The 21,396-nt window shown below is 73.2% G+C and carries 17 protein-coding genes; 15 read left to right on the top strand and 2 right to left on the bottom strand.

Annotation, left to right across the window (positions count from 1 at the left end; genetic code table 11):
• Positions 1-543 precede the first annotated feature (543 nt).
• The 5 genes from ALI22I_RS11685 (at position 544) to ALI22I_RS11665 (ending at position 7,548) form a co-directional block, all read left to right on the top strand.
• A complete protein-coding gene (locus ALI22I_RS11685) occupies positions 544-3,258 on the top strand; it encodes a helix-turn-helix transcriptional regulator (protein ID WP_083751643.1) in 2,715 nt (904 codons plus the stop codon).
• 33 nt (positions 3,259-3,291) lie between these two features.
• Positions 3,292-4,518 carry a class I SAM-dependent methyltransferase gene (locus tag ALI22I_RS11680; RefSeq protein ID WP_077005475.1) on the top strand — a complete coding sequence of 409 codons (1,227 nt, stop codon included), beginning with the start codon at positions 3,292-3,294 and terminating at the stop codon, positions 4,516-4,518.
• On the top strand, positions 4,515-5,480 hold the full coding sequence (locus tag ALI22I_RS11675; RefSeq protein WP_238598313.1) for an NAD-dependent epimerase/dehydratase family protein: 966 nt from the start codon (positions 4,515-4,517) through the stop codon (positions 5,478-5,480). The genes ALI22I_RS11680 and ALI22I_RS11675 overlap by 4 nt, the downstream gene beginning before the upstream one ends.
• An 88-nt stretch (positions 5,481-5,568) precedes the next feature.
• Positions 5,569-6,135, top strand: coding sequence for a dTDP-4-dehydrorhamnose 3,5-epimerase family protein (locus ALI22I_RS11670; RefSeq protein ID WP_077005498.1), 567 nt, complete (start codon positions 5,569-5,571; stop codon positions 6,133-6,135).
• Between the two features lie 18 nt (positions 6,136-6,153).
• The gene (locus ALI22I_RS11665) at positions 6,154-7,548 is read left to right on the top strand and encodes an NDP-hexose 2,3-dehydratase family protein (protein ID WP_077005474.1); all 1,395 of its coding nucleotides are present in this window, start codon (positions 6,154-6,156) and stop codon (positions 7,546-7,548) included.
• A gap of 30 nt (positions 7,549-7,578) precedes the next feature.
• Here ALI22I_RS11665 and ALI22I_RS11660 read toward each other — a convergent pair whose 3' ends face one another.
• Positions 7,579-8,688: a DegT/DnrJ/EryC1/StrS family aminotransferase gene (locus ALI22I_RS11660; protein WP_077005473.1), complete on the bottom strand. Its 1,110-nt coding sequence runs from the start codon at positions 8,686-8,688 to the stop codon at positions 7,579-7,581.
• 260 nt (positions 8,689-8,948) lie between these two features.
• Between ALI22I_RS11660 and ALI22I_RS11655 the strand changes: the two genes are divergently transcribed.
• Together ALI22I_RS11655 and ALI22I_RS11650 are read left to right on the top strand one after the other, a co-directional pair.
• Positions 8,949-10,169 carry a macrolide family glycosyltransferase gene (locus tag ALI22I_RS11655; RefSeq protein WP_077005472.1) on the top strand — a complete coding sequence of 407 codons (1,221 nt, stop codon included), beginning with the start codon at positions 8,949-8,951 and terminating at the stop codon, positions 10,167-10,169.
• Entirely contained in the window at positions 10,166-11,641 is a 1,476-nt protein-coding gene (locus ALI22I_RS11650) for an AfsR/SARP family transcriptional regulator (protein ID WP_077005471.1), read from the top strand. Before ALI22I_RS11655 ends, ALI22I_RS11650 begins: the two co-directional genes overlap by 4 nt.
• A gap of 145 nt (positions 11,642-11,786) precedes the next feature.
• Here the strand turns inward: ALI22I_RS11650 and ALI22I_RS11645 are convergent, their stop codons facing one another.
• Positions 11,787-13,397: an FAD-dependent monooxygenase gene (locus tag ALI22I_RS11645; RefSeq protein ID WP_077005470.1), complete on the bottom strand. Its 1,611-nt coding sequence runs from the start codon at positions 13,395-13,397 to the stop codon at positions 11,787-11,789.
• A gap of 142 nt (positions 13,398-13,539) precedes the next feature.
• Here ALI22I_RS11645 and ALI22I_RS11640 point away from each other — a divergent pair, with 142 nt between their 5' ends.
• From ALI22I_RS11640 to ALI22I_RS11605, 8 genes are read left to right on the top strand one after another with little or no spacing between them, the layout of a single operon-like run.
• Positions 13,540-14,286: a 3-oxoacyl-ACP reductase family protein gene (locus ALI22I_RS11640; protein WP_077005469.1), complete on the top strand. Its 747-nt coding sequence runs from the start codon at positions 13,540-13,542 to the stop codon at positions 14,284-14,286.
• A gap of 42 nt (positions 14,287-14,328) precedes the next feature.
• A complete protein-coding gene (locus ALI22I_RS11635) occupies positions 14,329-14,634 on the top strand; it encodes an acyl carrier protein (protein ID WP_077005468.1) in 306 nt (101 codons plus the stop codon).
• Complete coding sequence (fabZ, locus tag ALI22I_RS11630) at positions 14,631-15,110, top strand: 3-hydroxyacyl-ACP dehydratase FabZ (protein WP_077005467.1); 480 nt, start codon at positions 14,631-14,633, stop codon at positions 15,108-15,110. Before ALI22I_RS11635 ends, fabZ begins: the two co-directional genes overlap by 4 nt.
• 16 nt (positions 15,111-15,126) lie before the next feature.
• Positions 15,127-16,191, top strand: coding sequence for an aminomethyltransferase family protein (locus ALI22I_RS11625; RefSeq protein WP_238598312.1), 1,065 nt, complete (start codon positions 15,127-15,129; stop codon positions 16,189-16,191).
• Between the two features lie 45 nt (positions 16,192-16,236).
• A complete protein-coding gene (locus tag ALI22I_RS11620) occupies positions 16,237-18,510 on the top strand; it encodes a beta-ketoacyl-[acyl-carrier-protein] synthase family protein (RefSeq protein WP_077005465.1) in 2,274 nt (757 codons plus the stop codon).
• Complete coding sequence (locus tag ALI22I_RS11615) at positions 18,507-19,235, top strand: nitroreductase family protein (RefSeq protein ID WP_077005464.1); 729 nt, start codon at positions 18,507-18,509, stop codon at positions 19,233-19,235. The genes ALI22I_RS11620 and ALI22I_RS11615 overlap by 4 nt, the downstream gene beginning before the upstream one ends.
• Complete coding sequence (locus ALI22I_RS11610; RefSeq protein ID WP_077005463.1) at positions 19,232-20,482, top strand: FAD-dependent oxidoreductase; 1,251 nt, start codon at positions 19,232-19,234, stop codon at positions 20,480-20,482. The genes ALI22I_RS11615 and ALI22I_RS11610 overlap by 4 nt, the downstream gene beginning before the upstream one ends.
• Positions 20,479-21,360, top strand: coding sequence for an alpha/beta fold hydrolase (locus tag ALI22I_RS11605; protein WP_077005462.1), 882 nt, complete (start codon positions 20,479-20,481; stop codon positions 21,358-21,360). Before ALI22I_RS11610 ends, ALI22I_RS11605 begins: the two co-directional genes overlap by 4 nt.
• Positions 21,361-21,396: the final 36 nt, after the last annotated feature.

Genomic DNA, 21,396 nt, shown 5'->3' with positions numbered 1-21,396 from the left:
TCGGCCGGTGCACACGGGGAGGACCTCCGCTCCGGGGGATATGTCCAATTCGTGTTGGTGATTTACCGATAATGCGGTGTTCCTGACACCCCGTCGTATATGCCTCCGCCGGTTCCGGGGGAACCCCGCCGGAGGTGTCGTTGTCCGGCGGGGTCGTTCGGGCTCCGCCGGGGCGGGGTTCCGGCGCGGACGCCGTGGAGCCCGGGCTCGTCGTCGGCGCGGGCTCGTGGCCGGCGCACTCCCGACCGAGGTGGCGGAGCCTCTCCCGAACTGTGCTGCGGCATCCCCCGGCCGGTGTGACCGGTCCGCGATTCGGCCATGCCCCGTTGGTCCGTTCGCCACTGCGCGGACATATGTGACGGAATTTCGGATTGCGTGGTCCCGAAGGGTGTGCCGCCCTGTCGGAACCTGTTGACCGCCGTTTTCGGAGAATGGGGTTCGGGCTGGTGGACAAGCTCGCCAGCCGTGCTATAAAGCCTCTCGCGAGGGAGTGCTGTCGCGAAAAGACCACCGGTCGCTGCGCTGGAGGGAACTGGACAGTTGGTGCCGACGGACCACGGTGACGCCTTCGTCGAACTGGCCGGCCTGCTCGCCGAGTGCTCGGCGGGGGCGGGTGGGCTCGCTCTGGTCAGCGGTGGTCTGGCCAGCGGGAAGACCGAACTGCTGCAGCGGTTCCAGCGGCACGCCGCCACCTCCGGCGCGATGCTGTTGACCGCCACCGCGGCACCCGCCGAGCGCTCCCTCCAGGCCGGGGTCATCGACCAGTTGTTCCACGGCGCCGGGCTGCCGCCGGAAATAGCGGACCGCGTTTCCCACCTCATCACGCCGATCGCGGTGAACGTGGACGATCCCGGTTCGGACGTGCGGACCATCCACCATTCCCACGTCCGGCTCGTGCATGAATTGTGTGGAATTCTGCTCGAATTGTCGCGGGAACGCCCGGTGGTGCTGTGCGTGGACGACGTGCAGTTCGCCGACAGCTCCTCGCTGCAATTCATCCTCTACCTGCGCCGGCGGATGAGATCCGGGCGGGTGCTCGTCGTGCTCGCCGAGTGGGAGCAGCCGCAGCCGACGCTGCCGCTGTTCCACGCCGAGCTGACCCGCCGGCCGCACCACCGCATCCGACTCGCCCCGCTGTCGCCCGGTGGGATAGCCGACCTGCTGCGCGACCGGGCGCCCGACCCCGACGCGCTGGCGACCGCCTGGCACACCCTCACCGGCGGCAACCCGATGCTGGTCCGCGCCCTGGTCGAGGACCTGGAGGCCGGGCACGAGACCGGCGCCGAACGGGTCGGTCCCGCGTTCGGGCGCGTGGTGCTGGAGTGCCTGCACCGCTGGGAGGCCGGGTTGCCGGAGGTCGCGCGCGCCGTCGCCGTGCTGGGCGAGGAGCGGACCCCGGTCCTGCTGGGCCGATTAGCCGGCACCACCCCCGAGACCGTCGAGCAGGCGGTCGAGGTGCTCACCGCAGCCGGTCTGCTGCTCGACGGCCGCTTCCGCCACCCCGGCGCTGCGTCGGCGGTCCTCGACGGCACGCCGGGCGCTGAACGGGCGCGGCTGCACGCCCGTGCCGCCGAACTGCTCTACCAGCGCGGCGCGGCGGCGGCCGTGGTCGCCGACCACCTCGTGGCCGCCGACCGGGTGACCCCCGGGTGGCCGGTCGCCGTGCTGCGCATCGCCGCCGAGCAGGCGCTCATGGGCGACGACGTGGCAGCCGCCGTGCGCTACCTCGAACCCGCGCTGCCGATGGCCGAGCAGGACGAGCAGTTGGGCATCACCAGCGTCCTGGTCCGGGCGCTGTGGCGGGTCAACCCGGCCGCCGCCGTCGTGCACATGGAACCCCTGCACGAGGCGATGTGGGCGGGCCGGTTGCGGGGTCGGGACGCCATGACCGTCGTGCAGCACGCGCTGTGGATCGGCGACGAGGCCACGGCCGTGCGCGCGCTCGCCGTGCTGGAGGACAACCCCGGCATGCTGGACGCGCAGAGCGCGGCCGAGCTGCGGATCATCTGCCAGTGGTTCCACGGCTTGGGCCCGGCGACCGCGGTGGCCTCCGACGTGGTGGCCGACGCGGACCCCTGGGTGGCGGCGGCGCAGGCCGTGGGCACGTTCTGGAGCGCCGAGTTCCACCCCGACGCCGTCGCCAGCGCCGAGCACATCCTGCGGAGCTGCCGGCTCGGCGACATGTCGCTGGAGGTCGTGCTCACCGCGCTGCTGATCCTGGTGCACGGCGGGCGCCCCGAGCGGGCCGAGCGGTGGTGCGACCGGCTCGCCGCCGAGGCCGACCGCGGCGGCGCGGTGACCTGGCAGGCGATCCTGGAGGTCGTCCGGGCCGACATCGAGCTGCGGCGCGGCGAGGTGGTGGTGGCCGCCGCACGTGCCGAGACCGCGCTGGGCCTGCTGCCGCACCAGGGCTGGGGCCTGTCCATCGGCTATCCGCTGGCCGTGCTGCTGGACGCCAACACCGCGCTGGGCCGCCACCGCGTGGTCGCCGACGTGATGCGGCTGCGCGTGCCCGACGCCATGTTCGCCACCGTCGCCGGCCTGCGCTACCTGCACGCGCGCGGCAACGGCAACCTCGCCGCCGGACGGGTGCTCGCCGCGATCAGCGACTTCCAGAACTGCGGCACCCGGATGCGCGAGTGGGGCGTCGACCTGCCGGCGCTCGCCCCGTGGCGGTGCGGTCTGGCCGAGGCCAACCTGGCGCTGGGCCGCCCGGACGCGGCCCGTGAGCTGATCCGCGAGCAGATGCTGCTGCCGGCGGGGGACCGCCGCACCCGCGGCGCGGCGCTGCGGGTCCTCGCGACGACCGTCGAACCCGCCGAGCGGCCGGGACTGCTTCGCGAGGCGGTGCGGCACCTGCGGCGGGCTGGGGACCGGGTGGAACTGGCCCGTGCCCTGTCCGACCTCAGCGACGCGCTCGACGCCTTGGGCGAGCACGGCGAGGCGCGCGCGCTGGCCCAGGTCGCGGCGGACGAGACCAAGGCGTCCTACTCCGGCGCCCTGCCCATCCCCGTCGACTGGGAGGACGGGGATGGGCGGCCCGCCTTGAGCGACTCCGAGCTGCGCGTGGCCGAACTCGCCGCCAAGGGCCACACCAACCGCGAGATCAGCGGCATCCTCTACATCACCGTCAGCACCGTCGAGCAGCACCTCACCCGGGTCTACCGCAAGCTGGGCATGCGCAGCCGGGCGGACCTGCCGCACCGCCTGTCCCAGCGGGCGGGCAGCGGCTCGCGGGCGTTCGAAGCCCGCGGGTGACCCGCTCACCACCCCCGAGCAGAAAGAGCCGCCATGCCCAACCAGTCCACCTGCCGCGTCTGCGCGGGGACGGTCACCGAGTTCGTCGACCTCGGCACCCAGCCGCTGTCGGACGCGTTCCGGCTGCCCGAGGACACCTCCGAGGAGTTCACCTACGGCCTCGCCGTGGGCACGTGCGCGGACTGCGCGATGGTGCAGCTGATGGAGGAGGTGCCGAGGGAGCGGATGTTCCACCAGGACTACCCCTACCTGTCCCGGGGGTCCGCGGTGATGCGCGAGCACTTCCGCGCCCTGGCCGAACGGTTCCTGGGCACTGAGTTGGCGGGCGAGGACCCGTTCGTGGTCGAGCTGGGCTGCAACGACGGCACCATGTTGCGCACCGTGGCGCAGGCAGGCGTGCGGCACCTGGGCGTGGAACCGTCCGGCGCGGTCGCCGACCTGGCCGCCGAGGCGGGCGTGCGGGTCCGCAAGGACTTCTTCGAGGAGTCCACGGCACTGTCCATCCGCGACCAGGACGGGCCGGCCGACCTCGTGTACGCCGCCAACACGTTCTGCCACATCCCTTACGTGGAATCGATCCTGCGCGGCGTCGTGGCGCTGCTCAAGCCCGGCGGCGCGTTCGTGTTCGAGGACCCCTACCTCGGCGACATCGTCGACCAGACCTCGTTCGACCAGATCTACGACGAGCACTTCTTCCTGTTCAGCGCCACCTCCGTGGACGCGATGGCACGCCGGCACGGTTTGGAGCTGGTCGACGCCGAACGCCTGGCGGTGCACGGCGGCGAGGTCCGCTACACCCTGGCCCTGCCCGGCGCGCGGACCCGCTCCGCGGCCGTCACCGCCCTGCTCGACGAGGAAGCCGCGCGCGGCCTGCACGACCGCGCCGTCCTCGACGCGTTCGGCGACCGCATCCGCGCCATCCGCGCCGACCTCCTGGCTTTGCTGGAGGACCTGAAGGCCAGGGGCGAGCGGGTCGTCGGCTACGGCGCGACCGCCAAGAGCGCCACCGTCACCAACCTGTGCGGCATCGGACCGGACCTGGTCGAGTTCATCAGCGACACCACGCCCGCCAAGCAGCACCGGCTGGCCCCCGGCTCGCGCATCCCGGTGCGCCCGCCCGCCGACTTCGCCAACCCCTACCCCGGCTACGCACTGCTGTTCGCCTGGAACCACGCCGAGGAGATCATGGCCAAGGAGACGGCGTTCCGGGAGGCGGGCGGCAAGTGGATCCTGTACGTGCCCGACGTGCACGTGATGTGAGCGTGGCGCGGGACATGGCCGGCACGCGCGTCGCGGTGCTCGGCGGCTCCGGCTTCGTCGGTTCCGCGGTGGCCGCCCGGCTGGCGGCGGCGGGCGCGCGGGTGCGGGTCGTGGCCCGCGCCCCCGGCGTGCCGCCGTTCCCGGCCGAGGTCGTCGCCGCCGACCTCGCCGAGCCGGGCGCGGTGGCCGCCGCGGTCGCCGGCGCGGACGTGGTGCTGCCCCTGGTGCTGTTCACCGGCGGCGGCACCTGGCGGGTCGCCGAGGGCGGCGCGGCCGACGCCGCCCGGGTCAACATCGGCGTCGTCGCCGAGGCGGTGGCCGCGGCCGGCGCGGCCGTCGTGTTCGCAGGCTCCACCTCGCAGGTAGGACCGGGGGCGCCGGAGCGGATCGACGGCACCGAACCCGACCGCCCCGAGTCGGAGTACGACCGGCAGAAGTGCGCCGCCGAACGGCTCGTGCTCGACGCGGGGGGCTGCTCCTTGCGGCTGCCCACCGTGTTCGGCCCTGCCACCGGGTCGCCGGACCGGGGCGTGGTGACCGCGATGGCGCGGCGCGCCATCGCCGGTGAGCCGCTGACCGTGTGGGGCGCCGGGGACATGGAGCGCGACCTGGTGTTCGTCGAGGACGTCGCCGAGGCGTTCGCGGCGGCCGTGGCGCACGCCGACCGGCTGGCCGGACGGGCGTGGCTCGTCGGGTCCGGTGCCGGGGTGCCGGTCCACGCGCTGTTCGAACTCGTCGCCGCGACCGTCGCCCGGCACACCGGCCGCCCGGCCGTGCGGGTGCGGTCGGTGCCACCGCCGGCGCACGCCACGCCGCTGGACTTCCGCAGCCTCGTCGCCGACCCGTCGGCCCTCACCCGCGCCACCGGCTGGCGTGCCCGCGTGCCGCCGGCCGACGGGGTGTCGCGCACGGTCGCCGCCCTGGTGGCGTCCGGAGTGGACGGTCGCGGTCGGGCCCCCTAAACCCCCGTTAGGGGTGCCCCTAGCCGGGTTGACCGCGCGGTCCGGCCGCTGCACGCTGATCACCGTCCCGGCGGACGGAAGGTTGCCGATGAAAGCCCGTGAACTCGCCGTTGGCGGAGCCTGGGAGTTCGAGCCCGAGGTGTTCCCGGACGACCGCGGCATGTTCGTCTCCCCGTTCCAGCAGGAGGTGTTCGCCGAGGCCGTCGGCGTGCCGCTGTTCGCCGTGGCTCAGGCCAGCGCCAGCGTTTCCCGCCGCGGCGTGGCCCGCGGCGTGCACTACGCCCGCACGGCCCCGGGCTGCGCGAAGTACGTGACCTGCTCGCGCGGGCGGGTGCTGGACCTCGTGGTGGACCTGCGGGTCGGCTCGCCGACGTTCGGCGCGTGGGACTCGGTGGAGCTGTCCGGCGACGGCTTCCGCGCCGCCTACCTCCCGCCGGGCCTCGGCCACGCGTTCCTCGCCCTGGAGGACCACTCCACCGTCCACTACCTGCTGTCCCGCGCTTACGACCCCGCCGACGAGCTGGCGGTGTCGGTCCTGGACCCGGACCTGGCGCTGCCGATCCCGGCGGACGCGGTGCTGTCCGGACGCGACCGCGCCGCGCCGGGCCTGGCCCGTGCGCGGGACACCGGCCTGCTGCCGGTCCACGCCGCCTGAGCCGAGGAGGGCCACCAGGTGACCGCGCCTACCCGCCGTCCCACCCAGACACGCGTGGCCGAATCGATGCTCGCCGCCCGCGACGCCGACGCCGTGCACGCCTGGCTCGCCCGCACCGCCGAGCGCAGCTGGATGCACGTCGAGCGCGTGCCGCTGGACGCCCTCACGGGCTGGCTCACCGAACCCGGCACCGGCAACCTGCGCCACCACACCGGCCGGTTCTTCAGCGTCGAGTCGCTGGCCGTCGACCTGCCCGGCACGCCCGTGCCGCACTGGTCGCAGCCGATCATCGACCAGCCGGAGATCGGCATCCTCGGCGTCCTGGTGCGCGAGATCGACGGCGTGCTGCACTGCCTGATGCAGGCCAAGCACGAACCGGGCAACCCCAACGGCCTCCAGCTGTCGCCGACCGTGCAGGCCACCCGCAGCAACTACACCCGCGTGCACCGCGGCAAGCCCATCCCGTACCTGGAGCACTTCCGCGACACCTCCGCCCACCGGGTCCTGGTGGACATCCGGCAGTCCGAGCAGGGCGCGTGGTTCTACCGCAAGCGCAACCGCAACATGGTGGTCGAGGTCGACGGCGAGGTGGAGGTTCGCGAGGGGTTCCGCTGGTTCACCCTCGGCGAGATCGCCGGGTTGATGACCGTGCCGGACCTGGTGAACATGGACGCCCGCACGGTGCTCGCCTGCCTGCCCGGCGGCGGCGCGGCCCTGGCCCGCGCGGCGTCCGACCCGTTCACCGAAGCCCTGGTCCGGTCCGCCGACCCGGCCGCGCCCGGCGTGCACACCATCGGCGACGTGCTGAGCTGGATCACCGAGGTCCGCACGCGCACCGACCTCCGCGTCACCCTGGGCCCGCTGGCCGGGCTGCCGGACTGGACCCGCGAGGACGGCGTCATCGCCCACCGCGACGGCCGGTTCTTCACCGTCGTCGGCGTGGACGTGCGGGCCGGCGGGCGGGAGGTGGGCGCCTGGTCGCAGCCGATGATCGAACCGGTCGGCACGGGCGTGATCGCGTTCCTGGTCAAGGAGATCGGCGGTGTGCTGCACGTGCTCACCCACGCCCGCACCGAGGCGGGCTACGCCGACGTGACCGAGCTGGCGCCCACCGTGCAGTGCGTGCCCGAGACCTACGACCACCTGCCGACGCGGCCCCGGTTCCTCGACGACGTGCTCACCTCGTCGAGGGTTCGCTTCGACGCCGTGCTGTCCGAGGAGGGCGGCCGGTTCCTGGGCGCCCGCAACCGGTACCTGGTCGTGGAGACCGACGCCGAGGTCGCCCCGGACGACCCCGAGTACCGGTGGCTGACCCTGCACCAGTACGAGGAGCTGCTGCGGCACAGCTTCTACGTCAACATCCAGGCCCGCAGCCTGCTGCTGTGCCTGCGCAGCCTCCTCCCGCGCGGGTGAGGCGGGCGTCGCCGCCCGCCCCTGGCCCGGTCAGAGCGTCGCCAGCACCTGCTTGAGCGCGTCCACCACGCGCTCCTGCGTGTCCTGGGGCAGGGACGGGTACATCGGCAGCGAGAAGATCTCGTCGGCCACCCGCTCGGTCACCGGCAGGCTGCCCTTCGCGTAGCCCAGGTGCGCAAAGCCGGTCATGGTGTGCACCGGCCACGGGTAGCTGATGTTCAGGTGGATGTCGTGGGCCTTCAGGCGCTCCAGGATGTCGTCGCGCCGCGGGTGGCGCACCACGTGGACGTAGTAGGAATGGGTGTTGTCGGGTGCGGTCGTGGGCAGCACCAGGTCGGTGTCCGCCAACGCCTCCGCGTACCGCGCGGCCACCGCCTGCCGGGCCGCGACGTAGTCGTCCAGCCGGGTGAGCTTGCGGCGCAGGATCTCCGCCTGCACCTCGTCCAGCCGGCAGTTGTGGCCGGGTGTCTCCACGACGTAGTACGTCTTCTCCATGCCGTAGTAGCGGTGGCGGCGCAGGTTCGCGTCCACCTCCGGGTCGTTGGTGATCGTCGCGCCGCCGTCGCCGTAGGCGCCGAGCACCTTGGTGGGGTAGAAGGAGAACGCGGCGGCGTCGCCCATCGACCCGGCCACCCGGCCGCGGTGGCGCGCGCCGTGAGCCTGGGCGCAGTCCTCCAGCACCAGCAGGTCGTGCCGCCGCGCCAGCTCCGTCAGCGGGTCCATGTCCACGCACTGGCCGTACAGGTGCACCGGCAGCAGGGCCTTGGTGCGCGGCGTGATCACCGAGGCCACCTGTTCGACGTCCATCAGGTAGGTGGCCGGGTCCACGTCGACGAACACCGGCGTCGCGCCCACGGCGTCGATGGCCAGCACGGTCGGCGCGGCGGTGTTGGACACCGTGACCACCTCGTCGCCACGGCCCACGCCGAGCGCTTGGAGCGCCAGGCGCAGCGCGTTCGTGCCGTTGTCCACGCCGACGCAGTGGGCGACGCCGTGGTAGGTGGCGAACTCCGCCTCGAACGAGGACACGCTCGGCCCGAGGACCAGCCTGCCGGAGGAGAACACGGTCTCGACCGCGTCGAGTATGTCCTTGCGCTCCGATTCGTATTCGCGCGAGTAGTCCCAGACGAGCGTGGCCATCGGCAGCCCTTTCGCGAAAGGTCGGCTTCCCGGTCAGCCTAGGTCCGGCCCTGGCTAGGGGGTAACCCCTAACCCGCAGGTCAGGATGGGCGACGTGGTCCTCGGGAAGGAGCGGCCACTGGTCCGTTCGCGCGGTCGCCGAGCCATGGTCGAATAGGGGTTTTAGGGGTGTCCAGCTCGCTTCCGAGGGCTTTACGGTGACCACGCCCCCCGGCACGGTCGCCGGATTTCAGCACATCCATCGGGGACGAGGACGACGAATGTCGCGGCATTTCCTTTTCATGTGCCACCCGGACCACGGGCACGTCATCCCGAACCTCGCGGTGGTCACCGAACTGGCCGCGCGCGGGCACCGGGTCACCTACCTGACCGCGCCGAGCATGGCGGAGATCGTCGCCGAGGCCGGCGCCACCGCCGTGACCTACCCGTCCCGGTACCGCGACGCCGACTTCGCCCTCGTGGCGGACGACCCCGGGTACCTGATGGGCGTGCTGCTCGACGAGAGCGAGGCCATGCTCGCCACCGCGACCGCCGAGCTGGACGGCGACCGGCCGGACTGCCTGGTCTACGACACCTCCGTGCTCTACGCGGGCCGCGTGCTGGCCCGGCACTGGGACGTCCCCGCCACGCAGGTGATCCCGGTGTTCGCCTCCAACGAGCACTTCTCGTTCCTCAACGCCATGTACAACCCCGAGTCCGCCGCCGCCGAGCGGCCCGCGGCGCAGCGGCCCGGTGAGATGCCGGAGTGGGTGGGCGCCACGATGGGGCGCATCGGCGCGCTGTGCGCCCGGTACGGGGTGACCGCCGCGCCGCACGAAGTGTGGTTCGAGGTGCCGCCGCTGAGCCTGGTCACCGTGCCGCGCGAGTTCCAGTACGCGGGCGACACCTTCGACGAGCGGTTCGCGTTCGTCGGGCCGTGCGTGGGCGACCGCGGCTTCCTCGGGTCGTGGGAGCCGCCCGCCGACGGCCTGCCCGTGGTGCTGGTGTCGCTGGGTGCGGTGTTCAACCAGGACGAGGGCTTTTTCCGCACGTGCGTCGAGGCGTTCCGCGGTCGACCGTGGTACGCCGTGATGACCACCGGCGGCGGCGTGGACCGCGCCGCCCTCGGCGACCTGCCGCCCAACGTCGAGGTGCACGACTTCGTGCCGCACGTGGCCGTGCTGGAGCACGCCGCCCTGTGCGTCACCCACGCGGGCATGGGGACCGTGATGGAGGCGCTGCGGTCGGGCACGCCGATGGTGTGCGTGCCGGGCTCCGCGCTCGACCGGCCGACCGGCTGGCGGGTCCGCGAACTCGGCCTGGGCGCCGTGCTCGACCCCGCCGACCTGACCCCTGGAGCGCTGGTCGACGTGATCACGTCGGTGCTCGGCGACCGGGAGATCGCGGCCCGGTCGGAGCTGATGCGCAAGGCCGTCGCGGAGGCGGGCGGCACGACGCGCGCCGCCGACGAGGTCGAGAAGCACCTGGCGCGGTCGCGTTGACACCCGGCCCGGTCGAGTTCGGCGTGCTGGGCCCGATCCGGGTCCTGCGCGACGGCGTGGAGCAGCGGGTGGGTGGCCCCCGGGAGCGCGCGGTGCTGGCGCGGCTGGTGTTCGACGCCAACCGCGTGGTCAGCGTGGACCGGCTCATCGAGGCGGTGTGGCACGGCGACCCGCCGGCCAGCGCGCGGGGCCAGATCGCGATCTGCGTGTCCCGGCTGCGGCGGGCGCTGGGTCAGGCGGGCAGCGCCGTCGACACCGCGAGCCCCGGCTACGTGGCGCGGCTGGACGAGGACACGGCGGACTGGCTGCGGTTCAACGGGATGGTCGGCCGGGCCCAGGTGCGGGCGGCGGGCGGGGACGCGGCGGGCGCCGTGGTGCTGCTCCGCGAGGCGCTGGGGCTGTGGCGCGGCGTGCCGTTCGAGGACCTGCCCGGCCTGCGCGCGGAGGCGGTGCGGCTGCAGTCCGCGCGGCTGGACGCGGTGGAGGCGTGCGCCGAGCTGGAGCTGCGGCTCGGTCTGCACCACCGGGTCGGCAAGGACCTGGCCGCCGTGGTGGCCGAGCACCCGCTGCGCGAGCGTGCGCGGGCGCAGCTGATGCTGGCCCAGTACCGGTCGGGCCGGCGGGCCGACGCGCTGCGCACCTACCAGGACGCGCGGCGGGTGCTGGTCGAGCAGATCGGCCTGGAACCCGGCCCGGAACTGCGCGAGTTGCACGAGCAGGTCCTGCGCGACGCGCCTGCGCTGCGCGCGTGGCCCCGCGCCGAGGCGCAGGCGGTGCGGCCCGCCGAGCTGCCGCGCCAGGTCCTGCCGTTCGCCGGTCGGTCGGCCGAGCTGGCCGAACTGGACGCCGCCCTCGACCCCGGCCCGGACGTGCTCGGCGCGGTCGTGCTGACGGGCCCTGGTGAGGTGGGCAAGACGGCGCTGGCGCTGCGCTGGGCGCACCAGCGCCTCGACCGGTTCCCCGACGGGCAGCTGTACGCCGACCTGGTCGACGACTTCGGCCGACCGGTGCCACCCGCCGCGGTGCTGGACCGGTTCCTGCGGGCGCTCGGCGTGCCTGCGGCGTCCATCCCGGACGACCCGGGGGAGAAGGTCGCGCTGTACCGCAGCACCGTGTCCCACAAGCGCGTGCTGGTGGTGCTGGACGGGGCGGTGGACCACGCCCAGGTCCGGCCGCTGCTGCCCAGCGGCGCGCACGCCAGGGTCATCGTCACCAGCCGGCACCCGATGGACGAGCTGGTGGCCCGCCAGGGCGCGCACCGGGCGTTCCTGGAACCGCTGCGGCGGGAGGAGTCGTGGCAGCTGCTGACCATGCTGCTCGGGCACGACTGGGTGGCCGAGGAACGCGGTGAGGCCGGCAGGATCGTCGGCTCGGCGGACGGCTTCCCGCTGCCGCTGCGCCGTGCGGCAGCCGGCGTCCGCGCCGCTCCGCGCCGCCTGGACCGCCGCAGGCTGACCGGTGTGCCCGCCTGACCGGTGCCCGGCTGGTCGAGTGTCCGATGTTCCCGCACCCGCCTGAGCAGTCGCGCGACATGGCTGCCGCACATCACGCGGGTTCACCGGCGTCGTCCGCCGCCGCACCTCGCGGCGGCGGACACGCTGTCGTCAGGAGGGCCGCTCAAGCGCGGGCGAGCACGGTGTCGACCACCGCCGACAGCGCGTCCGTCGACGCCGGGGCCGTGGTGCGCCAAGCCACGTGGCCGTCCGGCCGCACGAGCACCGCGCCCGCCGCGCCCACGCCGTAGATCGAGGCCCAGGTCGGCGACACCAGGGCGGTGGCGCCGTCAGCCGACACCTCGATCGCCGCGATCGCCGCGCCGGTCAGGGAGCCGACCTCCTTCGCCGCCTGGGTCCAGCCGCTGCCGGCCGGGGTGAGCAGGGTGAACCCCGGACCGATGAGGTCCAAAGTGGACAACGTCTCCGCGCTCCGCGTCAGCGGCACGTGCGGCGCGCGGTGACCGGGTCGAGCGGTGGGGACGTAGGTCCGGTAGGGGTCGTCGGGCGACGGGGCGTCGGTGCCGTCCGGCACGACGGCGGCCGAGTCGTAGTGGAAGCCGAGCACCAGACCCTCGCAGGCGCGACGGCCCGCCTGCTGCGCGATGGCCTCCTTCATCGACAACTTGCCCTCCATCATCCGGAAAGTGATGAAGGCGTTGGCCAGGCTCTCGCCGACGGTGCGCTCGCCGATCGGGTGGCGTTCGGCGTCGTAGGTGTCGAGCAGCGCCTCACCCGCCGCGCCGGACAGCACCGCCGCCAGCTTCCACACCAGGTTGTGCGCGTCCTGGATGCCGCAGTTCATGCCGAACCCGCCCTGCGGCGTGGACACGTGCGCCGAGTCGCCCACCAGGAACACCCGGCCCGAGCGGAAGCGCGTCGCGGTCACCGCCTGTTGCAACCACGGCATCACGCCGACCAGTTCGACGTCCAGGTCCGGCACGCCGACGGCCTCGCGCACCACCCGCACGCAGAACTCGGGCGTGAAGTCGGCCTCGCTGCCGCCCTCCTCCGGGTCGTAGCCGGTCTGGATGATCCAGCGCCGCCGGTTGTCCACGGCCTCCACCGCGCACGGGATCGCGCTGCGGATGAAGTACAGCGCGCACATCCGGTCGGCCAGCAGCGGCACCAGGTCGGCGTCGAACATGATGCTGATCATGTGCCCGAGCGGCGGCGGGCCCTCCACACCGATGCCCAGCCGGTCGCGCACGGTGCCGCGCCCGCCGTCGGCGGCGATGGCGTAGCGGGCGCGGACGGTGGCGCGGCCGGACACCGACTCGATCACCGCGTCCACACCGGACTCGTCCTGGCCCAGGGACGTGAGCGTGGTGGCGAACCGGACGTCGGCGCCGGGCAGGCGCTCGGCCTCCTCGCGCAGCACCACCTCGAACTTGTCCTGCGCGCAGATGTAGGTGTACGTGGGGCTGTGCGGCGCGTCCTCGACGATGGGGGCGACCTCGCGGTGGAAGTCGGCTGCGGTCAGCGACGAGCCGACGCCCACGGCCAGGCTGTCCTCGCGCGGCAGGCCGACGCGCTCCACCTCCTCCGCCAGACCCCACGCCCGCACCAGCTCCATCGTGCGGGTGGACACCAGGCGCGCCTTGGGGAAGATCGACGTCCCCGCGTGCCGCTCGACCAGCAGCGACGTCAACCCGTGCCGGGAGCACTCGATCGACGCGGCGAGGCCGACCGGGCCACCACCCACGATCAGGACGTCGACCTCGATATCTGCCATGCGCAGGAGCGTGCGACACCGCCGCGAGAGCGTCAAGGAGGCGGATATCGAAGTGATAGAGCTCTGAAGTCGCAGGTCAGTAGCGTTGCGCCGAACGACGGCGTGCGGAGCGGGCAAGCCTTGGACAACGTGGGGAGGCGCCATGTTCGCCGAAGGATCGGTCGCCGTGGTCACCGGCGGGTCGCGCGGGATCGGGCGGGCCGTCGCGGTCGACCTGGCGGCCCACGGCGTCCACGTCGTGGTCAACTACTCGCGCTCCGAGGAGCAGGCGAAGGAACTGGTCACGCGGATCGAGCAGGACGGCGGCAGCGCGAGCGCGGTGCGGGCCGACGTGACCGACGAGGACGCGGTGCGCGAGCTGTTCCGCTCCGTGCGCTCCGAGCACGGTCGGCTCGACGTGCTGGTCACCAGCGCGGGCGTGACGCGGGACCGGCACCTCGTCGCGATGAGCAGCGACACGTTCCGCGAGACGATGGACATCAACCTGCACGGCACGTTCCTGGCCTGCCGCGAGGCGATGCGGATCATGCAGCACCAGCGGCGCGGCGCGATCGTGACCCTCAGCTCCGCGAGCGGCCTGGACGGCGGCTTCCCGGGGCAGACGAACTACGTCGCCTCCAAGGGCGCGATCATCGCGTTCACCAAGGCGCTGTCCTACGAGGCCGCGCCGCACGGGGTGCGCGTCAACGTGGTGGCGCCGGGGTTCGTCGAGACCGACATGACCAAGGTCATCCCCGCGAAGCTGCGCGACGGCTACGCCGCGCGCATCCGGCTCGGCCGCATGGGTCGACCCGAGGAGATCGCGAACCTGGTCACGTTCCTGGCCTCCGACAAGGCGTCCTACATCACCAGCGAGACGTTCGTCGCCAACGGCGGCGGGCTCGGATGACCCATCGAGCCGCGAGCAACTCCAGCGGACGGAAGGAGAAGCGTGACCCTCGACGAACTGCGTGCCACGGCGGCTGCCCGCCACGAGACGTGCGCCCAGATCAAGAAGATGATCGTCTCGCGGCTGGACCTGCCGATCGAGCCCGCGTGGATCACCGACGACCAGCCGCTGTTCGGCCGCGGACTGGAGCTGGACAGCCTCGACGTGCTGGAGCTGTACGTGGCGATCGAGGCCGAGTTCGGCGTCGCCCTCTACGACAGCGACATGTCGGTGTTCGGCTCGGTGTCGCGCCTGGCCGACCACGTCAACCCAACCCTGGCCGCCCCCGCCTTGGTCGATCAGGCATGACCGCGACCCGGGAGCCGGTGGGGGCGGGGACGTCGCTGAGCAACGACCGCATCCGGGAGATCCTGCCGCACCGCTGGCCCTTCCTGCTGCTGGACCGGGTCGAGAAGGTCGAACCGGGCGTCGGCGCGGTCGGGGTCAAGAACGTCGCGGCCACCGAACCGTGGTTCCAGGGGCACTTCCCGACCGCGGCCGTGCTCCCGGGCGTGCTCGTCATCGAGGCAATGGCCCAGCTGGCGGGCGTGGTGCTCGCGCTCGCCGGCGCGGGCCCCATCGGCTACCTGGCGGGCGTGCGGTCGATGCGCTTCCGCCGCCCCGTCGTGCCGGGTGATCAGCTCGTCCTCACCGCCGACCGCACGGCGGGAGGACGCGGCTTCAGCGAGTTCAAGGTGAGCGCCAGGGTCGGCGGCCAGGTCGTCGCCGAGGGCACCATCACCATCGCCGACCCGGCAGCCACCAGCCCTACCGGAAAGGTCTGACACGACAATGGAACCCTTGACGTCGCCGGTGAGGTCCGCGCACCCCGAGGGCACCGCGTACGGCACCGTCCTGGACGCCGAGGTCGCGCTGAGCTTCAGCGCGCTCGACGCCGAGTACGAGGCGATCCGGGAGCGGGCCGCCCTGCTGGACCTGTCCGGCGAGCGGATCGTGGAGATCTCCGGCAGCGGTGCCACCGACTTCGCGCAGAAGGTGTTGGCGCGCGACGTGGAGTACATGACCGCCGAGCGCTGCATGACGAGCCTGGTGCTCGCCGAGGACGGCGCCGTCGTGGACCAGGTCGTGGTGTGGGGTCGGGAGGACGGCCTGCTGCTGGAGTCCTCCACCGGCGCCGGCTCCCGCCTGCTGGAGCACCTGCGCGCGCACGCCGGACCCGACGTGGAGATCACCGACCGCACCGCCGAGCACGCCTTGTTCGGGTTGGAGGGCCCGTACGCGTGGGGCGTGGTGGGCCGGCTGATCGACGGTGAGCTGGCCGCGCTGCCGTTCGAGTCCGTTGTGGACGCCCAGTGGGACGGCGTGGACATCGTCTTCGCCCGCACCGGTGTGACCGGGGAGTACGGCTACAAGGTGCTGGTGCCGCGCGAGTCGGCCGAGCGGCTGTGGGCCAAGGCCCTGGAGCACGCCGTGCCCGCCGGCCAGCAAGCCGTGGAGCTGGCGATGCTGGAGGTGCGCCAGCCGGTCGTGCGCCACGAGGCAGGCGAGGGCGTGGACGTGCTGGAGATGGGCGCGGGCTGGCTGGTGGACATCACCAAGGACGAGTTCGTCGGGCGCGACGCCGTGGTGGCCGCGTTCGGGGGCAAGGCCGAGCGCCGCACGGTCGGCTTCTCCGGCGGCGACGAGGTGCCCGCGCCGGGCACGCCGGTCACCGTCGGCGGGGAGAAGATCGGCGAGGTCGTGCACGCCGTGCGCAGCATCGGCCTGGAGTCCGCTCTGGGCCTGCTGCGGCTGCCGCCGGACCTGGCCGCCGCCGGTCTCAAGCTCACCGTCGGCGACACCGAGGTGACCACGCTGACGAGCCCGTACGTCACGCCCAAGAGCTGGAGCACCCCGATCATCTGATCCGGTCCCCCGGGTCGCGGTCCGGGGTCGCGAGGAGGAGCAAGCATGGCGCTGCGCCCAGTGGTCATCACCGGTGTCGGGGTGATCTGCGCGGTCGGCCGCGACCCGGAGGAGTTCTGGGCGCGGCTCACCGCGGGCGAGGGTGGCATCACCGCCGTCGCCGACGAGCGGTTCTCCGCGTTCGAGGCCAGGTTCGCGGGCCAGGTGCCCGACGAGTGGATCGACGGGCAGCTGCCGGCCGAGGACGCCGGGCTGGACCGCACGGCCCGGCTCGCCCTCGCCGCGGCCCGGCAGGCGGTTGCCCAGGCGGGGTTGGACACAGCCGCGCCGGGTGATCTCCCCGGCGAGCGGTTCGGGTTGGTCCTGGGCAAGTGCCAGGCCACTCCGACCGCGGACGGCGGCTACCAGCCCATGCACACCACCGGTGACGTCGTGGCGCGCAAGCTGGGCATGGCGGGCCCGCGCATCCTGGTCTCGACCGCGTGCGCGGCGGGCGGCAACGCGGTCGGCCTGGCCAAGGACAAGATCCTCACCGGCGAGGCGGATGTGGTGCTCGCGGGCGGCGTGGACCCGCTGCTGTTCGGCACGTACGCCGGGTTCGCGGGCCTCCAGGCGCTCAGCGCCCGCCCGTGTGGCCCGTACAGCCGCTCGGACGGCCTGAACCTGGGCGAGGGCGCGGCGTTCCTGGTCGTGGAGGCGCTGGACCACGCGCTGGCCCGGGGCGCGGAGCCGCTGGCCGAAGTCGCGGGCTACGGCCTGTCCGCCGACGCCTACCACGCCACCGCGCCGGACCCGACCGGCCGGGGCGGCGTCACCGCCATGCGCCGTGCGCTGGCGGACGCCGGGTTGGACACCGACGCCGTGGATTACGTCAACGGGCACGGCACCGGCACGCCCGCCAACGACGCCATGGAGAAGAAGGTCATGCGCGCCGTGTTCGGCGAGCGGGCCCCGCAGGTGCCGACCAGCAGCATCAAGAGCTTCATCGGGCACACCCTGGGCGCGGCGGGCGCGGTCGAGGCGGTGGCCAGCGTGCTGGCCCTGCGGACCGCGACCGCACCGCCCACCATCGGGTTCACCGAGGAGGCGATCGCGGAGTCCACATTGGACTTCGTGCCGAACACCGCGCGTCCGCTGGAGATGGACGTCGTGGTGTCCAACAACTACGCGTTCGGCGGCAACAACGCCTCGCTCGTGCTGCGCCGCCCCGGCGGGCCGCGCGAGTACGAGGAGCTGCCGGCCACCGAGGTCGTCGTCACCGGACTCGGTCCGGTCACCGGCCTGGGCACCGGAATCGCCGAGGTCGCCGAGGCGGTCGCCAACGGCCGCACCGCGGTCGGCGTGACGCCGTCCCTGGAAGGCCGCACGTTCGCGCCGCGCTCGTTGTGGCGGCACATGAACAACCTGTCCCGCATGGCCATCGCCGCCTCCCGGCTGGCCTGGGAGGACGCCGGGCTGAAGCTGCCGCGCGCCGCCCTGGACAACGTGGGCGTCATCTTCGCCACCGCCGCCGGCTCGGTGGAGAGCACCGACGGGTTCGACGAGAGCGTGCTGGTCAACCCGAACAAGCCCGCCGTGCTCAGCTTCTCCAACGTGGTGCTCAACGCCACCGGCGGCGCGGTCTGCCAGACCCTGGGCCTGCGCGGCCCGACCACCACCATCTGCAACGGCAACGCGTCGGCCTCCATCGCCCTGGACTGCGCGGTGGAGACCATCCGCGCCGGCAAGGCGGACGTGGTGATCGTGGTCGCCGCCGACGAGGCGGTGCGGTCCGGTGACGGCGCGCAGGCCAACCCCTACGACCGCGACTCTGGTGAGGCGTCCGCGTCCGCCTCGGTGGCCCTGGTCGTCGAGTCCGCCGCGCACGCCGCCGCCCGGGGCGCCACCCCGTACGCGCGGGTGCTGGGCAGCGCCCACGTGGGCGCGAGCGGCGGCGACGAGCGTTCCCTGGTGGAGCGCAGCCTCGCCGCCCTGCGCACCGACGGCGTGGACCTGGTCGTCGGCGCGGCCACCGGCGGCGCGACCGACGAGGCGGAGGCGGGCGCGGTGCTCGACGCCGTCCCGTCCGCCCGGCTCACCGCCACCGCGGGCCTGACCGGCGACGCGGGCTCGGCCACCGGCGCGCTGAACCTGGCGCTGGCCGCGCTGGCGCTGCGCGACGGCGTGGCCCCGGCCATCCCGGCGCCGGTCAGCCCCCGCGCGGGCGCGGTCGAGTCCTACGTGACCAAGCCCGAGCTGCCGGCCGCGCCCGCCAAGGCCCTCGTGCTCAGCGCCGCGCCCGGTTCGGTGCGCGGCGGAACCCTGCTGGGTGCGGTATGAGCGACGCGCCCTTCGACGTAGTGGAGACAGACCGGTTGCTCACCACCACCCGGTCGGTGCGCCGTCGGCTCGACCTCGACCGGCCCGTGCCGCGCGGGGTGATCGAGGAGGCGCTGGAGGTCGCCGTCCAGGCGCCCACCGCGAACGACCAGCAGAACTGGCGCTGGGTCGTGATCACCGAGCAGGCCGTGAAGGACCGGCTGGCGGAGCTGTTCGACATCTCCTGGCAGTTCCACCAGAAGGAGGTGTGGACGCGGTCCGGGCGGCGGCGCAACAGCCCGCAGGCCAGGAAGAACAACGAGTCCGCCGCCGCGCTGGCCGAGACCGTCGCCCGGGTGCCCGCGCTGGTGATCCCGTGCGTGCTCGGCAGGCCGCCGGACATCGGCGCGATCGACGCCGAGTGGCTGGGCGCGACCGGCACCCGCAACCTCGCCACCTGGCAGGAGGGCGTGCGGATCGGGGCCATGCGGGCCAGCAACTTCTACGGCTCGATCTTCCCCGCCGTCTGGTCGTTCCAGCTGGCCCTGCGCAGCCGCGGCCTGGGCAGCACGATCACGTGCATGCACCTGCCGTTCGAGCGGCACGTGGGCGAGCTGCTCGGCATCCCCGCCGGGGTCACGCAGGTCTGCCTGGTCCCGGTGGCCTACACGATCGGCACCGAGTTCCGCCCCGCCAAGCGGGTCCCGGCCAAGGAGCGCACGTCCTGGGAGAGGTGGCAGGCATGACCGTCGAGCACACCGGGGTCGACGTCGTCGTGGTGGGCGGCGGCATCGCCGGCGCGTCCGCCGCCGCCAACCTCGCGATGAACGGTCTGTCCGTGGTGCTGCTGGAGAAGCAGGAGACCTATCAGGACATCGTGCGCGGTGAGTGGATCGCGCCGTGGGGCCTGCGAGAGGCGCAGACGCTGGGCGTGGAGGACGCGTTCGGCCTCGGCGGCGCGTGGGAGATCCGCGAGTGGACGCAGTGGGACGAGACGGTCGACCCGGCCGCCGCGGAAACCGTGGACATGACGCGGTTCGTGCCCGGCGTCGGCGGCCCCATGTCGTTCCCGCACCACGAGGTCTGCGCGTTGATGGCCGAGCAGGCCGAGGACAACGGCGCGACCGTAGTCATGGGAGCGCAGCGGACCCACATCACCGCCGGGGCCCGCCCGGAGGTCCGTTGGACCAGCGGCGGGCAGGAGCACCTGGCCAGGCCGCGCATCGTCATCGGCGCCACCGGTCGCGGCTGCACGGTCGGCCGCCAGGTCGGCGTGTCCATGGCCACCTCGGTGCACCACTGGGGCGGCGGGCTGCGCGTCACCGGCCTGGACGACTGGCCGATGGACGTACAGGCGATGGGCACCGAGGACGAGAAGATGTTCATGGTGTTCCCGCAGGGCGACGGCAACGCCCGGCTCTACATCAACTTCCCGACCGCCAACCGGAAGCTCTACCAGGGCGCGGAGGGCGAGCGGCGGTTCATCGCGGACTTCGAGCTGGCGTGCCTGCCCGACCGCGGCAAGGCCGTGCACACCGCCGCGAAGCCGATCGGGCCGCTCAAGCTGTGGCCGTCGGTGGCGATGTTCCCCGAGCAGCCGATCGTCATGGACGGCGTGGTGCTCGTCGGGGACGAGGCCGGCAACGCCGACACCGTGCTCGGCACCGGCCTGTCGTGCAGCCTGCGCGACACCCGCGCCGTGTGCGAGGTGCTGACCGGCGGCGACGACTGGTCGCCCGCCGCCTTCGAGGGGTACCTGGCCGAGCGGAAGTTCCGGATGGACCGGCTGCACTTCGGCGCGGACATCATCGCCAAGCTGCACTGCGAGTTCGGGCCGGCCGCCGCCGAGCGCCGCCGCCGGGCGCGCGAGTTGATGGCCGAGAACTTCGCCGCGTCGGTGACCGGCCTGCTCAACATGGTGCCGCCGGAGGACGTGCCGGAGTTCGGGTTCAGCGAGTTCTTCGCCGAGAGGCTGTTCAGGGAGAGGGCATGAGCGTGAAGGACACCCTGCTGACCGGGTCGGCGCACGTCAACGGCGTCGACATCGCCTACGTCGACAAGGGCGAGGGCGACCCGGTCGTGCTGCTGCACGGCTTCCCCGACTCGCACTACCTGTGGCGGCACCAGATCGACCCCCTGGTGGAGGCGGGCTTCCGCGTCATCGCGCCCGACCTGCGCGGGTTCGGCGAGTCGGGCAAGCCGCAGGAGGTCGAGGCGTACGACATGCGCACGATCGTCAACGACGTAGTGGGCTTGACGCAGCACCTCGGCATCCCCAAGGCGCACATCGTCGGCCACGACTGGGGCGCCGCCATCGCCTGGATGTACGCGTTCCTGATGCCGCGCCGCGTCGACCACCTCGCCGTGCTGTCGGTCGGCCACCCCGGTGTGTTCGGCACGCCGTCGATCGAGCAGCGCAAGGCCAGCTGGTACATGCTCTTCTACCAGTTCCCCGGTGTGAGTGAGCAGTTGCTGCGGCGCAACGGGTGGCGGCTGTTCAAGGAGATCATGGGCGGCGAGGGAGACCACCAGCGCTACCCGCGCGAGTTGGCCAAGCCGGGCGCGCTCACCGCGGCGCTGAACTGGTACCGCGCCAATCGCTCGCCCGAGGCCGAGCTGCGCGTGGAGAGCAACTTCCCACCCGTGCTCGCGCCCACCCTCGGCATCTGGTCCACCGGGGACAAGGCCCTGCTGGAGGAGGGCATGACGGGCTCGGTGAAGTTCGTCAAGGGCCCGTGGCGCTACGAGCGCGTCGAGGACGCCAGCCACTGGATCCCGCTGGACCAGCCGGAGATCGTCACCAAGCTGCTGCTGGGTTTCCTCGGCGCCGAGCAGGCCGCGGTCGTGCCCACCCGGCGACGCCGGCTCTAGCCGGTCCCGGGCAACCCGTCGGCAGGGGCAGCGCAG

It is taken from the genome of Saccharothrix sp. ALI-22-I (genome assembly GCF_001984175.1).
GTDB lineage: Bacteria > Actinomycetota > Actinomycetes > Mycobacteriales > Pseudonocardiaceae > Actinosynnema.
This window is presented reverse-complemented; position numbering and strand designations above follow the sequence as displayed.